10 protein-coding genes, 1 tRNA gene and 5 pseudogenes are annotated in these 15,656 nt (G+C 53.9%); 9 read left to right on the forward strand and 7 right to left on the reverse strand.

Annotation, left to right across the window (positions count from 1 at the left end; genetic code table 11):
- Positions 1-1,177: TonB-dependent receptor domain-containing protein (locus JZM30_RS20130; RefSeq protein WP_252320950.1), on the forward strand; the 1,177-nt coding region annotated here is incomplete at its 5' end.
- Positions 1,178-1,226: 49 nt separating this feature from the next.
- Here JZM30_RS20130 and JZM30_RS20135 read toward each other — a convergent pair.
- The 3 genes and pseudogenes from JZM30_RS20135 to JZM30_RS20145 form a co-directional block, all read right to left on the reverse strand.
- Positions 1,227-1,412 (reverse strand): annotated as a pseudogene (locus JZM30_RS20135) (GNAT family protein); the annotation flags it as partial.
- A 93-nt stretch (positions 1,413-1,505) separates the two neighbouring features.
- On the reverse strand, positions 1,506-1,922 hold the full coding sequence (locus tag JZM30_RS20140) for a DNA polymerase III subunit psi (protein ID WP_252321183.1): 417 nt from the start codon (positions 1,920-1,922) through the stop codon (positions 1,506-1,508).
- Positions 1,923-2,072: 150 nt separating this feature from the next.
- Positions 2,073-2,618: a chorismate mutase gene (locus JZM30_RS20145; RefSeq protein ID WP_252320954.1), complete on the reverse strand. Its 546-nt coding sequence runs from the start codon at positions 2,616-2,618 to the stop codon at positions 2,073-2,075.
- 242 nt (positions 2,619-2,860) lie between these two features.
- Here JZM30_RS20145 and rsmC point away from each other — a divergent pair, with 242 nt between their 5' ends.
- A complete protein-coding gene (gene rsmC / locus JZM30_RS20150) occupies positions 2,861-3,907 on the forward strand; it encodes a 16S rRNA (guanine(1207)-N(2))-methyltransferase RsmC (RefSeq protein ID WP_252320956.1) in 1,047 nt (348 codons plus the stop codon).
- A gap of 219 nt (positions 3,908-4,126) precedes the next feature.
- Here rsmC and JZM30_RS20155 read toward each other — a convergent pair whose 3' ends face one another.
- Positions 4,127-5,125 carry an aldo/keto reductase gene (locus tag JZM30_RS20155; protein ID WP_252320958.1) on the reverse strand — a complete coding sequence of 333 codons (999 nt, stop codon included), beginning with the start codon at positions 5,123-5,125 and terminating at the stop codon, positions 4,127-4,129.
- Positions 5,126-5,237: 112 nt separating this feature from the next.
- Between JZM30_RS20155 and JZM30_RS20160 the strand changes: the two are divergent.
- Both JZM30_RS20160 and JZM30_RS20165 read left to right on the forward strand, forming a co-directional pair.
- Positions 5,238-6,135, forward strand: a pseudogene (locus JZM30_RS20160) (LysR family transcriptional regulator).
- 121 nt (positions 6,136-6,256) lie between these two features.
- Positions 6,257-6,343 (forward strand) — tRNA-Leu (locus tag JZM30_RS20165).
- An 81-nt stretch (positions 6,344-6,424) separates the two neighbouring features.
- On the opposite strand, the gene JZM30_RS20170 is transcribed toward JZM30_RS20165, so the two are convergent.
- Complete coding sequence (locus tag JZM30_RS20170; RefSeq protein WP_252320960.1) at positions 6,425-6,715, reverse strand: DUF1435 domain-containing protein; 291 nt, start codon at positions 6,713-6,715, stop codon at positions 6,425-6,427.
- Between the two features lie 149 nt (positions 6,716-6,864).
- Positions 6,865-8,016 (reverse strand): lactaldehyde reductase, encoded by a 1,152-nt coding sequence (gene fucO / locus JZM30_RS20175; protein WP_252320962.1) that lies wholly within the window; start codon positions 8,014-8,016, stop codon positions 6,865-6,867.
- A gap of 462 nt (positions 8,017-8,478) precedes the next feature.
- Here fucO and gcvT point away from each other — a divergent pair.
- From gcvT to JZM30_RS24085, 3 genes and pseudogenes are all read left to right on the forward strand, one after another.
- Positions 8,479-9,514 (forward strand): annotated as a pseudogene (gcvT, locus tag JZM30_RS20180) (glycine cleavage system aminomethyltransferase GcvT).
- A 186-nt stretch (positions 9,515-9,700) separates the two neighbouring features.
- Positions 9,701-10,084 (forward strand): glycine cleavage system protein GcvH, encoded by a 384-nt coding sequence (gene gcvH, locus JZM30_RS20185; protein ID WP_252320964.1) that lies wholly within the window; start codon positions 9,701-9,703, stop codon positions 10,082-10,084.
- 167 nt (positions 10,085-10,251) lie between these two features.
- Positions 10,252-12,350 (forward strand): annotated as a pseudogene (locus JZM30_RS24085) (aminomethyl-transferring glycine dehydrogenase).
- Positions 12,351-12,425: 75 nt separating this feature from the next.
- Here the strand turns inward: JZM30_RS24085 and JZM30_RS20210 are convergent.
- Positions 12,426-13,034: an HD domain-containing protein gene (locus JZM30_RS20210; protein WP_252320970.1), complete on the reverse strand. Its 609-nt coding sequence runs from the start codon at positions 13,032-13,034 to the stop codon at positions 12,426-12,428.
- A 329-nt stretch (positions 13,035-13,363) separates the two neighbouring features.
- Between JZM30_RS20210 and JZM30_RS20215 the strand changes: the two are divergent.
- Together JZM30_RS20215 and trhA are read left to right on the forward strand one after the other, a co-directional pair.
- Positions 13,364-14,863 (forward strand): annotated as a pseudogene (locus tag JZM30_RS20215) (alpha/beta hydrolase).
- 123 nt (positions 14,864-14,986) lie between these two features.
- A complete protein-coding gene (trhA, locus tag JZM30_RS20220) occupies positions 14,987-15,631 on the forward strand; it encodes a PAQR family membrane homeostasis protein TrhA (RefSeq protein WP_252320972.1) in 645 nt (214 codons plus the stop codon).
- Positions 15,632-15,656: the final 25 nt, after the last annotated feature.

The raw sequence follows: 15,656 nt of genomic DNA on the forward strand, positions 1-15,656 counted from the left end.
ACAAATGATTGAATCGCAGCAGGCGCAAACCCTGGGCGATGTGGTAAAGAATGATGCGTCGGTGCAAAGCGTGCGCGGCTACGGCAACTTTGCGGAAGCCTACCGTATTCGCGGCTTTAAACTGGACGGCGATGACATCACTATGAGCGGCCTGTTTGGCGTGATGCCGCGTCAGATTGTTTCCACCAATATGATTGACCGGGTTGAGATCCTAAAAGGATCCAACGCGTTTCTTAACGGTGTTTACGCCGGTTGTAGCGGTGTGGGTGGTTCGGTGAACGTGGGGCCTAAACACGCTGATGACGTGCCTCTAACGCGCGCCACGATCGACTACACCTCTTCCTCACAGGTTGGGGGCGCGCTCGATATTGGGCGACGTTTTGTCGATGATAACCGCTTTGGCGTGCGCGTTAACCTGCTGCACCGGGAAGGTGAAGCCGCGATTGACGATCAGCGCGAGCGGGTGTCGCTGGCCGCTGTCGGGCTGGATTATCGTGGCGATTGTTTCCGTACCTCGCTGGATGCGGGCTACCAGCACCAGTATCTTCACGGTGGCCGTCTGGGGATTAACGTTTCGGCTACCGGGTTACAAGCCATCCCTGAACTGCCAACTAATACCCACAACTACAGCCAGCGCTGGGTCTATACCGACATGAAATCCCGCTTCGGGATGCTGCGCGGCGAGTACGATCTGGATAATCATTGGACGCTCTATTCTGGCCTTGGCATGAGCAACACCGAAGAGATAGGTAATTACAGCACGCCAAAACTGACAGCAGCTGGTGACGGCAGCGCTACCTGGCTGGATGCCACTTTGACCAAAACGCGCGCAGGTGCCAATGACGGCAATGATGTGGTGGGTACACCTGGTTACCAACTGGTCTTTGGCAGTGAATATGATGTCCCTTCGGTGGAGGGGTTGACGTTGTCTGGCACCGTGTTGCGCTACGGTTCACAATACGCCAACGAAGCCAATACGTTAAAACTGAAACCGTGGACGCGGTTGGATCTGGGCGTGCGTTACAGTATGCCACTGAATGACCACACGCTGGTGTGGCGTGCCAACGTCGAGAACGTCACTAACGAGAAATATTGGGCATCGGTGGATGATACTGGCACATACGTGACACAGGGCGATCCGCGCTCGCTGAGACTCTCGGTATCCGTGGATTTCTAGTACTGACCGCGCCTGTTGCCATGGTGTACTGGCGCAGGCGCGTTATTGTTTACAGCGGCAATTCCATGATCACCGCATCTTCGCGCCCGTTGTCTGCCGGGTAATAGTTACGCCGCAGCGACACTTCGTTAAACCTCAATTGCTCATACAGGGCGATGGCGTTGGATGCACGAACCTCCAGCCACAGCGTGGTAATGCCGCGCGCCTCCAGCGTTTCAATCAGTTGTTCCAGCAGATGCCAAGCGTGGCTTGCCTTTTCGATGGCAAAGGCGGCAGGCAAATCGTGGGACGTGATGGGAGAAATAACGTGCATGATAAACAACCTGAATTAATGGGCCTCTGAGGCTGCCAGCAAGGGAAGATGTTCACTGATTTGTTGCCACAGGGCGCGTTTGGCACTGGGGTTGGCGTAAAGTTCGTCCAGCGTCGGACTACTCAATTGCACCCCCGTCCAGGCGGGCGGCACATCAACCCCCAGACACCAGCTATGGCAATGCGTCGAGGTGGGCAGCATGGCAGCCTGTTCCGGTGTGAGCGGGTACACTTGTTCGGGGCGCAGTGACAAACTGTGCAGCACATCGCCAATCAGAGGGTCATGGGCGGTGGGGAGCAAAGCGACAACAATCACCAGACGCGTTTGTGCGGGCAGGGTAACGGCAATCTCGCCCTGCAACACCGTGGGGCGGCGTAACGTCCACTGCGTAATCCCCATCTGTTGTAAAAGCCAATCGCGTCTTGGTGCCATGATATACAGTGCTCTGTTCGCCATGATAGCCGCGCTATGCTAACAAACCGCCAATAAAGTGAACCGGCAGCAGTGCGTTCCCCTTTAAGCCTGGTAATGGCCAACGCCGTATTTTTCACACCGCCTCAGTGAAAAATAAAATATCTCACGTTAATGACGCTTCAATGTGATTTGCTGCAAGGAGTGCCATATGCGCTCTTTGTCACCGTCTTTTAAGTTAGCTTGGTTAAGAACACGGAGAAAGGCGACTTTGTTGGTGAATTGTTCGCCTTGGGTCAAGGTTGCAGTAATACAAGAGAGAATGTCGGTGTTCAATACGCTTATTTTTGATCTTACTTGAGGCAATGGATTGGGGCGCCAGCCACTTTCTGCAACAAACAACCAGTCAGCGCGGTAACGATATTGGATGGCCTTGGCGGCATCCATCTGCGCCTGGATAAACGGCTTTACCGACTCGCCGAGCAACCCGAGCTTTTCTGCCACCGCGACGGAGTTGGTCATCACGTTGACTTCCTGAGGCACGTCTTCAATGGCAAGGTGTTTTTCCGCTTTATACCCTGCAACATCCTTCATGTAAGACAAACGCTGGTTAATCAATGAGGCCAGATCGCTGCATTGTGTGGGGGAGGCTAATGCCGTTTCGGAAAAGAACAGTCCGGCTAAAAGTAGCGACCTTGCTGACACTTTACTAAACATTTAACGTCACCTTTTGCTATTAGGGGGATATGCCTTCGATGTAGGTTCCAACGATGGGAATAATAGCGGGTCAGCCAAACGCGTTGATAAACGCTGGCTTAATAGAGCGTCATCTCGTGTACCTGTGCGTCATCTTCAAGGCTGGCAACTGCATTGTGTTAGCGTTCTTGCCGTTTTGCTCCCCTGAAACCGGGATAATTTAGGGTATAATCGCCGTTCTATTTTTGAGGAATGAACACCTGATGTCAGCATTAACCCCCGCCAGTGAAGTGATACTGTGCCACAGTGACGAATTTATTTCCCGCCGTGTGCTGTTTGCCGGCGACATTCAAGACACGTTACCAGCGCAGTTTGACGCGGCGGAGTTGCACGCGCATCTCACGCAATATCACCATTGGCTGCCGCTGAACAAAACCATGGGCGACAACGCGCAGTTTGGTTTGCTGGTGGATGCTGAGCAGGTGGCCACCTGCGATACCATGATTTACTACTGGCCGAAGAGCAAACAGGAAGCGCAGTTCCAGTTCGCCAACCTGTTATCGCATCTTGCCGTTGGCAGCGAGATTTTTGTGGTGGGTGAGAACCGCAGCGGTGTGCGTAGCGCGGAAGGTATTCTCGAAGACTTTGCACCGTTAACCAAGATTGACAGCGCGCGGCGCTGTGGGCTTTATCATGGCCGATTAGAGGCTTCTGCTGAATTTAATCTCGATGACTGGAAAGACAGCTATTACGTTGAGGATGTGTCGGTCGCGACCTTGCCCGGTGTCTTTAGCCGTGATGGTCTCGATGTCGGCAGCTCGCTGCTGTTATCTACCTTTGCGCCGCACATGAAAGGCAAGGTGCTGGATATTGCCAGCGGCATTGGCGTGGTGGCGGCGGTGTTGGCAAAACAGTCGCCAAAGCTGCTTTTGACGCTGAGTGATGTCAACGCTGCGGCGTTGTTGACCAGCCGTGCGACGCTGGCGTTAAACGACTTGGAAGGCGATGTGATTGCCAGCGACGTCTACTCGGATATTGCCGGACGTTTTGACCTGATCGTCTCCAACCCACCGTTCCATGATGGCTTGCAAACCAGCATGAGTGCGGCCGATCGTCTGATTCGTGAAGCCCCCAAGCACCTGAATATTGGCGGGCAGTTACGCATTGTCGCTAACGCCTTCCTGCCTTATCCGGCATTGCTGGATGCCACTTTTGGTAACCACGAAGTGCTGGCGCAAACCGGACGCTTCAAGGTGTATCAGGCCACATTAACGCGTGCCAGTAAGCATGCCAAACCGGCTGCGCGCTAACCATATGCGGGCCTCGGTGATACACCTAGGCCTCAGGTTGATAAAGATGAGATCTTTCTCTCTTGTCATCCTCGACGAAAGCCGGGGATCTCTGTCAGAAGAAACGCGTTTAGTTTGTACGAGATTCCCGCCTGCGCGGGAATGACGGGATGTATGCGAGAATGACTGTTTTAAGTGGGTCGTCAGTAACCTGACAGCGTGTTTTTGTGCTCATCGCTGTTAGCGGAGATTATTAATGGTAGCCATGCTCTCCGTGCCGTAACGATCGCCCGCTGCTGCGGCGAAGGGAAAGATGGCTTCAATCGCTGCCAGTTCCTCTGGTGTTAGCTGAACGTCCAGTGCGGCGATATTCTCTTCCAGATAGCGACGGCGTTTAGTGCCAGGAATTGGCACGATATCGTCACCCTGCGCCAATACCCATGCCAGTGCCAACTGCGAAGAGGTGACGCCTTTTGCTCGCGCCAGTTTTTCTACTTGCTCAACCAGCGCTAGGTTTTTGGCAAAGTTATCCCCCATAAAGCGCGGATTGGTGCGGCGGAAATCATCCGGAGCCAAATCTTCCGGGCTGCGTAACGTACCGCTCAAAAAGCCACGCCCGAGCGGGCTATAGTGGACAAAACCAATCCCCAACCGGCGGCACGCCGGGAGGATCTCCGCTTCCACATCGCGCGTCCAGAGAGAATACTCTGTTTGCAGCGCGGTAATCGGGTGTTCACGGTGTGCGCGCTCCAACAATGAAACCGGCGCTTCACTTAATCCGATATAGCGGATCTTGCCGGCGGTCACCAAATCGCTCAATGCGCCAACGGTTTCTTCAATCGGTATGCTCGGATCGACGCGGTGCTGATAGTAAAGATCGATCTCATCGACACCGAGACGCTTCAGGCTGCCTTCGACCGCCTGGCGTACATAATCCTGGCGACCACAGACACCGCGTGCATGCGGGTTGCTTGGATCGCGCCTTATCCCAAACTTGGTGGCAAGGACCACCTGTTGGCGTTTGCCTTTGATGGCGCGCCCAACCAACACTTCATTGGTGTGTGGGCCGTACATATCGGCGGTATCCAGCAGCGTGACGCCCAGTTCCAGCGCGCGGTGCAGCGTGACGATGGCCTCTTTTTCATCCTGCGCGGTCGAGTAAAAATCGCTCATGCCCATGCAGCCAAGCCCGATTCTGGAAACCAGCGGTCCTGTTTTGCCAAGTTGACGTTGTTGCATTGTGTGTTCTCCCTCGCTCGTAAGATGGAAGCAGTGTGATTGTTCAGAGAATAAAGATAAATAGCGGATAATGTGCAACACTGTTCAAAAATCACCAATAATTGGGATGTCGATGGATCATATTCAGGCGATGCGCACCTTTGTGCGGATTATCGAACTGGGCAATTTCAGTCGGGCAGCCGAAAAGCTGAATTTACCGCGTGCCACTGTCAGCCATACGATCAAGCGACTCGAGGCACGCCTCGGCGTCCGACTGTTGCTGCGCACCACGCGTCAGGTACAGGTGACGGCTGAAGGCGAGATTTACTATCAGCGCTGCCTACGATTGCTGGCGGAAATAGACGAAAACGGATACGCTGTTCTCACGTCAGAAATTGCGCCCTTCCGGGCGCATTCGTGTCGATATGCCACACTCACTGGCGCGTGAGATTGTGATTCCTGCACTGCCGCAATTTTATCAGCGCTACCCCGAGATCACGCTGTGTCTGAGCGCTAATGATGCAGCGATCGATGTGCTGCGCGAGGGCGTAGACTGCGTGCTGCGGGCCTGGCAGGTGGAAGATGAATCGTTAATTGCACGCCATTTGCCCGCGTTGGAGCAGGTAACCTGTGCGTCGGCAGACTACATTGAGCGCTATGGCATGCCGCAAACGCTGGATGATTTAGCCACACATCAGGCAGTAGGCTATTTTTCTCAGCGCACGACTCGCCACTATCCGCTGGATTTTATGTCACAGGGGGTGTGCGAGCAGCGAACTCTGCACAGCCAGATTGATGTCAGCGGGGCGGATGTCTACGTGGCGGCGTGTCGCGCCGGGTTGGGACTGATCCAGTCTACGCGCTATGGCGTGCGGCACTGGCTGGAAAGCGGTGAACTGGTGGAGGTTCTGCCTGAGATGCCGCCACCGGATATGCCGTTGTACATCATGTACCCTGCCGGGCATTTCCTGGCGCCGCGCGTCAGCGTGTTTATCGATTGGCTGCGGGAGTGCTTCGCGCGTCCCTTATAAGGTCTATATGACGATTTTTGCAGCAAACCCAGCACCCAAGCGGAAATAATCATTGACGTTGTTGAGAAAATCTCTAGAATTCGCCCCCATGGTGACACGATGCAGATCATGTGACGGCGTTGCGAATGGTGGCGGAATTGGTAGACGCGCTAGCTTCAGGTGTTAGTGTCCTTCGGACGTGAGGGTTCAAGTCCCTCTCTTCGCACCATTTCTTAATGCTTTTCCCTTCTTTTTTTATTTCTTCGTATCGATCAAACATTTTTCTTGGTACTGCATGACGTATTGTCCGTTATGGCCGCGTCGTTTGGAATGCCACCACCAACGCACTCAATCCGCCCGCCAGTGCAATGCAGGAAGGCAGCAGCAGGTAATGGCGCAAACGAGGATGGAACAGCATGACGGCGGTAGCCAGTAGCGCAATCGCTACGATCAGCTTCCAACTGTTGAGTTGAAGATCGAGCAGAGCAAGCAATGGCATCAGTGCGGCGGGTAGCAGAATACCCCAGGCACTGCTCAGGCGTTTACCCAGACACCAACTGGCACTCCATAACCCGCATGCGGTAATCGTTGCGGTTAGCATGGCTGCGCTCCTCTATGGATGATGAAACTCATGATTGATAATGATAACCACTATCATATGTGAATTTATATCATTTACGGACGGGCGTAAACCCCGGCAAGCGATGCCGGGGGAGTGGAAATAATGAAGGGAAACCTGCGGAGAGAGAATCAGTAGATTGACTGATATAGCGCCTTGATTTGCTCCAGTGTCACATCACGTGGGTTGCCGCCGGTGCAAACATCATCGAAAGCGGCCTGCGCCAACGCCGGAATATCCTCTTCTTTCATGCCCACTTGACGCAGACGTGCTGGGATATCCACATCCTGAGAAAGTTGCTTCACGGCGGCAATGGCGACTTCCCGCGCTTGCGCAATCGGCATCTCTTGTGCACCCGGGACGCACATTGCAACGGCAATCTGGCGGAATTTATCGCCGGTGTAGTCAGCATTGAACGCCATGATATGAGGCAGCAGGATTGCGTTTGCCACGCCGTGCGGGGTGTCATAGAAAGCGCCCAACGGGTGTGCCATACCGTGAACCAATCCCAGACACACGTTGGAGAAGCCCATGCCGGCGACGTACTGTCCCAAGGCCATTGCCTCCACGCCTGCGGCATGGCCTGCCACGGAATCACGCAGCGAACGGCTGATGATTTCGATAGCCTTCAGATGCAGCATGTCGGTAAGCTCCCACGCGCCTTTGGTGGTAAAACCTTCAATCGCGTGCGTCAAGGTATCCAGGCCGGTTGCCGCCTTCAGTGAGGCGGGCATGCTGGCCATCATGTTGGCATCGATAAACGAGACAATAGGAATGTCATGCGGATCGACGCAGACGAATTTGCGACGTTTTTCTTCGTCGGTGATCACGTAGTTAATCGTGACCTCGGCAGCGGTGCCTGTGGTGGTCGGGATCGCGAAGATTGGTACGCTGGGACGACGTGTGGGCGCAACGCCTTCCAGACTGCGTACATCGGCATATTCCGGGTTGTTGTTGATGATACCAATCGCCTTACAAGTATCCTGTGGCGAACCGCCGCCAATAGCGATCAGGTAATCGGCCTGCGCGGCCTTGTAGCGCTCAATACCTGCGGTCACCACGCGAATAGTGGGATTAGGCACTACGTCATCGTAAACCTCGTAGGGCAGGCCCGCTTGATCAAGCAGAGTGATGACTTTACTCACCACACCATATTTCACTAGGTCTTTGTCAGTGACGACCAACGCTTTGTGGAAACCACGCCGGGTTATCTCTTCCACGATATGGTTAACCGCCCCCGCACCAAAATACGAGGTTTCGTTAAGGATCATTCTTTGGGTCATCGTCGTAATCTCCATAACATTTATGATTTTAAATGGGTGCTGAAAAGGGTCGGGTAGCGCGAGCGATCGGGGCGGGAAACGCCCTCATGGCGCGAAATGTTAATCCTCATAGCGTTAGCTTCTATGCCATCAATAACGGAAAGACCGTGATGCATCGCTGATAAATGGATATTACCCTTTTAATAAGTATGGGTATGTGGCCGGAAAATTGCCTTCCCCTCGTTGCCATCAGTGGTGACGCGGTAGCAGTGAGCGCAAGGTGGGTGTGATCGTCGTCATCTTTAGCGTTTTTGGCACCATGACATAATCGTAGTCTTTGGTTGAAATAATCTAATTTCAGTCATTTTTTGCATTATAAAAGCTAATCCATTGCAAGTATCTTTGTGGCGATCATTCTCTAATGATGCGAATATTTGTGTCATAATTTTTGTTTAAAATTTCTATTATTGGTGTTTTGTTCTAATTAATGATTTTAATTTGGCGGGTTTCGTTGTCTTGTGCTCTGTCGCTCTTTTTGTCTTTCACGGCTGGATGATGCCGCTGCACTACGGCTCACAGTTGGATGAACATCATAGCGTTAGGCGCCATGCAGGCATGTTCGATGTGTCTCACATGACCATTGTGGATTTACACGGCCCGCGCGGGCGCGAATTCTTGCGTTATTTGCTGGCGAACGACGTTGCCAAACTCACGCAACCGGGCAAGGCGCTTTATACCGGGATGTTAAACGCCTCGGGTGGCGTCATTGACGATCTCATCGTCTACTTTCTGACTGAAACGCATTTCCGGCTGGTGGTGAACTCCGCCACGCGGGAGAAAGATCTGTCCTGGATCGCCGAGCATGCCAAGGCGTTCAACGTGGAGTGGCAGGAACGCGATGAACTGGCGTTGATTGCGGTGCAAGGGCCGTTGGCTCAGGAGAAAGTGCAGGCGTTGCTCAGTGCGGAACAGCGCGCGGCAACGGCGGGCATGAAGCCCTTTTTCGGCGTACAAACCGGTGACTATTTTATTGCTACCACCGGGTATACCGGTGAGTCAGGCTATGAAATTGCACTGTCCGCAGAGCAGGCAGTGGCGTTCTGGCAACAACTTCTGGCGGCCGGTGTGCAGCCGTGTGGCCTCGGTGCGCGCGATACGTTGCGCCTTGAAGCGGGCATGAACCTGTATGGTCAGGACATGGACGAAGGCGTTTCGCCGCTGGCTGCTAATATGGGCTGGACCATCGCCTGGCAGCCGGAAGGCAGAGATTTTATCGGCCGGGAAGCGCTGACCCATCAACGCAGCGAAGGTACTGAGCGGTTGGTCGGACTGGTACTGCGTGAAAAAGGGGGTATTGCGCCATGAAATGCCCGTACGCTTTACCGATGCGAGTGGCACGGTACAGGAAGGCATGATAACCAGCGGGACCTTTTCTCCAATGCTGGGCTTCAGTATTGTACTGGCTAGCGTGCCGCAAGGTATTGGTGAAGCGGCGTTGGTGCAAATTCGCCAGCGCTAAGTGCCCGTAGAGGTGACCAAACCGGTATTTATTCGTGGCAGAAAGGCACTGGTTTGACGCCGTCCCCGATCTGACCATGATTATTGATTAACGTTAGCGCGATATATGCCGCAACACCTTCGCATTGCAGGAAGGCGGATATCGCGCGATTCGATACGACGAAGCGATTTTTAAGGAGAGCAGGCAATGAGCAGCACAATCCCAACCGAGTTGAAATACACCTCATCCCATGAGTGGGTCCAGGCCGAAGGCGAGGGTGTCTATCGTGTCGGTATTACCGAACATGCCCAGGAACTGTTGGGGGACATGGTTTTTGTCGATTTGCCTGACGTTGGCACGCAGGTTGCGATGGGCGACGACTGCGCTGTTGCTGAGTCGGTCAAGGCCGCCTCAGATATCTATGCACCGTTGAGCGGTGAGATCGTGGCAGTGAACGATGCGCTGGAAGGGCAGCCGGAACTGGTCAACAGTGCGCCTTATGCCGACGGTTGGCTGTTTAGCATCAAAGCATCTGATGAAAGCGAATTGAGCGATCTTCTGGATGCCACGGCTTATCAGAGGCGCTGTTAGAAGAAGACGAATAATCTTGTCACCCCGTGATGGTTTTATTGCGCATCACGGGGTAAACCGATTTGTCAGAATGTAAGACACTGAGCGCAGTCTACCGCGTTCGCACTTGTTGTTTGCCATGAACGTTCACTTGCTATAACAATTGCTTGAAGCAGGAAATACCCCTAATGACCCAGACTCTCAGCCAACTCGAACATGACGCCGCTTTCGTGGAGCGTCACATCGGCCCTACGCCCGCGCAGCAGGCTCACATGCTGGAAACGCTCGGTGCGGATTCATTGTCGGCGTTGATTCGACAGATTGTGCCGGCAGATATCCAGTTGCCCAACCCGCCAGCGGTGGGTGATGCGCTGCCCGAACATCAGGCGTTGGCGGAACTCAAGTCGATTGCCAGCCGCAACCAGCGCTATAAGAGCTATATCGGCATGGGGTACACCGCTGTGCATATGCCGCCGGTGATCTTGCGTAATTTGCTGGAAAACCCTGGCTGGTACACCGCCTATACGCCTTACCAGCCTGAAGTCTCGCAAGGGCGGTTAGAAGCCTTGCTGAATTTTTAACAGATGACGCAGGACTTGACCGGACTGGAGCTTGCCTCCGCCTCTCTGTTGGATGAAGCGACGGCGGCAGCGGAAGCGATGGCAATGGCCAAACGCGTCAGCAAGCTGAAACAGGCTAACCGCTTCTTCGTGGCAGAGCATGTGCATACGCAAACGCTAGATGTGGTGCGCACCCGTGCAGAGACCTTTGATTTTGAAGTTGTGGTCGGCGATGCCGCCGCCGCATTGGAAACAGAAGGCGTGTTTGGCGTGCTGTTGCAGCAGGTGAACACCTATGGTGAAGAGCATGATTATCGTGATCTTATCGCGCAACTGAATGCGCGCAAGATCATCGTTAGCGTCGCTGCTGATATCATGGCTCTGGTGCTGCTGGCCGCACCGGGCAAGCAGGGAGCCGATATTGTGTTTGGTTCCGCCCAGCGTTTTGGTGTGCCGATGGGCTACGGTGGTCCGCATGCGGCCTTCTTCGCCTGCAAGGATGAGTATAAACGCGCCATGCCGGGGCGTATTATCGGCGTTTCGCGCGATGCGGCAGGTAATACGGCGCTACGTATGGCGATGCAGACGCGTGAGCAACACATCCGCCGCGAAAAAGCCAACTCCAACATCTGCACCTCTCAGGTGCTGCTGGCGAATATCTCTGGGTTCTATGCGGTTTATCATGGACCGCAGGGGCTCAAGCGTATCGCTGAACACATTCATCGTTTAACCGATATTCTGGCCGCCGGGTTGCAACAGGGCGGCTTGAAACTGTGGCACTCCACCTGGTTTGATACGCTGGCGGTTGAGGTCACAGACAAGAACGCCATTAATCGCCCGCGCGCAGAATGCCGGGATCAACCTGCGCACCGATCTCTATCACGGGGTCGGTATCACGCTGGATGAAACCACAACCCGTGAAGATGTCGCAGCGCTATTTGATGTGCTGCTGGGAGACGATCACGGTCTGTCCATTGCTGAACTGGATGCGGTGCTCAGCGGCGGCTCATCATCCATCCCTGCTGCGCTATTGCGCACGGATGCCATTCTGACCCACCCGGTGTTCAACCGTTATCACAGCGAAACCGAGATGATGCGTTACCTGCATCGCTTGGCGCATAAAGATCTGGCGCTGAACCGTGCCATGATCCCGCTGGGTTACTGCACCATGAAGCTGAACGCGGCGGCGGAAATGCCAGTCAGGTGGCGATCCTCAATGCCAACTACATTGCAACGCGTTTGAAGGATGCCTATCCGGTACTCTACACCGGCCGCGATGGCCGCGTGGCACACGAGTGTATTCTGGACATTCGTCCGCTGAAAGAGAGCACTGGCATCAGCGAAATGGATATCGCCAAGCGTTTGATCGACTATGACTTCCACGCGCCGACCATGTCGTTCCCAGTGGCGGGAACGACATGGTAGAGCCGACGGAGTCAGAAAGTCAGGTAGAGCTGGATCGCTTTATTGATGCGATGCTGGCGATCCGTGCAGAAATTCAGCGGGTGGCGCAAGGTGAATGGCCGCTGGAAGACAACCCGTTGGTGAATGCACCGCATATCCAGCAGGAGATCGTCAGTGAGTGGTCGCATCCCTACAGTCGCGAACTGGCGGTGTTTCCGGCGGGTGCTGAGCATAAATACTGGCCGAGAGTAAAACGCCTCGATGACGTGTACGGCGATCGCAACCTGTTCTGCTCTTGCGTACCGATTGGCGATTACGCGTAGCTTCCTGCGCAATCACTCGCACTTTCCCGTCATTCCCGCCTACGCGGGAATGACGGAAGTAGGCAAGCCGGAGAATTACCCCAACCACCCTTTGGCCTGTGCGGTTTCCAGATGATCTTTCAGGTAGCGCCACAGTTCGGGATTGATCTCGGCGATAAAGCTGGCGCGTCCCAATACTTGCCCCAGTCGGATGCCGTTTTCCACCCAGCTTTGCCCACCGTTATGCAGGTTCATCAGGATAGGCATAATGCGGTTGATCATCAGTGCAAAACGCGCGTTCGCGGTGTCGCCTGCTTCATATTCTTGCCACAGTTGCAGAAAATGCTGACGTTGCGGTTCGGGCAGTAGGCCAAATAACCGAACCGCAGCGGCTTCTTCCTGCGCCTGAATCGCTTCTCGAGCGCTCAGATCGTAGACCATCACGTCGCCAGCATCGATCTCGACGATATCATGCACCAAGGCCATTTGAATCACGCGCTGAATATCCACGTCCTGACTGGCGTAGGGTGCCAGGCTCATCGCGGCAACGGCAAAGTGCCAGCTGTGCTCTGCGGAATCTTCGTGACGGGAACTGCCGATGATTTTTGAATGACGCTGTACGCTTTTTAGCTTATCAATTTCCATCAGGAAACCAACTACTTCGGTCAGCGTACCAAACTCGAGAGTGGGTAAAGCCAGAGACATCAAAACCACCTTACATCCATTGATGTGTCAAACGCGGTTGTATCAAACACTGCGCAGTCAAACAAAACCGGCTCATTGTAGGGGAAGCTGGTGAGAATTTACACGCTTTATTCCGCGATGATGTCCCTTTGGCACTGACTATTCCGTCTGATAACAGACCTTTCGGAAGGGGAAATTGTCGACTATCGTTATAGTCATGGCACAAAACAATCTGCTTTACCGGTCTTCCCAAATGCACTGTGCGCAATGCACAAGGCGAGGTTGGCATTGAGCCCGTGACAAGGCGAAGTAAAAATCACAATAAAAGCGCTAATAATAAGGGGGCAATGATGCCTATTCGTATCATTCGACGCACGATCAAATATGCTGTGGTTATCGTGTTGGCCATTGCGTTGACGTTTCTGGTTATTCGGGTGTTTGACTCACAACGGGGACCCGCACTGGCTCCCTGGCATATTTATGTGCCGACAGAGATGACGCCTGACCAACTCGATCGTGCCAACTGGGAGCTGTATTTGGCTCATGAGGATCGCTTGTTTCAGGAGGTGACCCAGACGTTGGACAGGGATGAGCAGGTTGCCTTAAACCGCTATTTTGTCGGCAGCCCTGTTTATCCGGGGCGCTTCGCTCATAACTGGAACCACTCTTATGAACTGATGCCGGAAGGCGAACCCAAAGGTGCGGTAGTGCTTTTGCATGGGTTAACCGACTCTCCCTACAGTATGCGAAATGTGGCTGAGCTTTATCGCCAGCACGGCTTTGTCGCTATCGGGCTGCGTATTCCGGCGCATGGTACTGTGCCCGGTGCGTTAACCAAAGTCCGTTGGGAAGATTGGTTGGCTGCCACGCGTTTAGCAGTGCGCGAGGCTGCGCGTTTTGTGACGCCCGCGAACGGTGGAGAACGCTTACCGCTGCATATCGTTGGTTTTTCTAACGGCGGGGCGCTAACGCTGAAATACGCGCTCGATACGCTCAGCGATCCTAAGTTGCCCAAGGCGGATCGTCTGGTCCTGATCTCTCCGATGATTGGCATTACGGCTTACGCGCGTTTTGCCGGTTTGGCTGGGTTACCCGCGATATTCCCGCCGTTTGCCAAAGCGGCCTGGCTCGGTATTGTGCCGTAATTCAACCCGTTCAAGTACAACTCGTTCCCGGTGAACGGTGCGCGCCAGTCTTATCTGCTCACCAGCGTTTTGCAGTCACAGTTGGAACAGGAAGCGCGGCCGCGCAGGCTATCGGAACTGCCGCCGATTTTAACCTTCCAGTCGGTGATGGGTTTTACCGTCAGCACGCGGGCGGTGATCAGCGCCTTCTATAATCTGTTGCCGAAAAACGACAATAATTTGGTGCTGTTTGATGTCAACCGCACCATCAATTTTGGTCTGTTACTGCGGGATTCGTCCGCATTGGCGATTGGGCAATGGTTGCCGCCGACCCCCCGTTTGTACGGCACCACGGTGATCACTAACGCATCGGTACAAAGCGCAAAGGCGGTCGCCTTTGACACCAAAGCAGGTAGCATGGAGGTCACGCGCCGCGATCTCGGGATGGATTACCCTGAAGATGTCTATTCGTTATCGCACGTAGCGCTGCCATTTTCTGACAGCGATTCGCTTTATGGCCGTTTCTCTACGCCGCCGTATGAGTTTGGTATTCCACTCGGGCGTATTGCCGCGCGCGGAGAACGCGGGGTGTTGATTCTTGATTTGGATACGTTGTTGCGCCTTTCCTCCAACCCCTTCTATGACTACATGATGCAGCGTATTGATGATGTTATTCCTGGCGAAAGGGAACCCGGATCGATACCGGGCTCTGTTCAAGCCCAGTAGCGCGGCGGATCGAATAATAGTTTCAGCGTACACTTGTACACTGAAACTATTCTCGATTACACTCTTCCCGATGAGATTGCATGAAGTTTGTACAGCCAATCGTGCCGGGAGTAAAAACGGAATATGGTGAAATCAGAAAGTAATGCGGGTTATACGTTGGCGGAAGAGATAGCCAACAGTATCAGTCATGGTGCTGGCGTGGTGTTGGGGATTGTCGGGTTGGTGCTGCTGGTGCAAGCGGTGGACAATGGCGCGACGAGCACGGCTATCGCCAGCTACAGTTTGTACGGCGGCACCATTATTCTGTTGTTTCTGGCCTCCACGCTCTACCATGCGATTCCCAGCCCACGGGCTAAACCCTGGCTCAAACGGTTCGATCACTGTGCCATCTATCTGTTGATAGCGGGTACCTACACGCCGTTTTTGCTGGTGGGGTTGGATTCGCCGTTGGCGCATGGCTTGATGATTGTCATCTGGAGCATGGCGCTGGTGGGCGTGTTATTTAAACTGGCCTTTGCGCATCGTTTTGAAGTGCTGTCGCTGGTGGCATATCTGGTGATGGGGTGGCTGTCACTGATTGTGATTTATCAGTTGGTGCAGGTGTTAGCACCTGGTGGTGTCACCTTACTGGCGGTGGGCGGTGCAGTGTATACCTTAGGCGTGGTTTTTTATGTGTGTAAACGTATCCCGTATAACCACGCCATCTGGCATGGCTTTGTGCTGGGTGGCAGTCTGTGCCATTTTCTGGCGATCTACCTTTACGTTTAGCCGCTAAATATCACTCTGGCACCGT

This window comes from Candidatus Symbiopectobacterium endolongispinus (assembly GCF_018777385.1).
Lineage (GTDB): Bacteria > Pseudomonadota > Gammaproteobacteria > Enterobacterales > Enterobacteriaceae > Symbiopectobacterium > Symbiopectobacterium endolongispinus.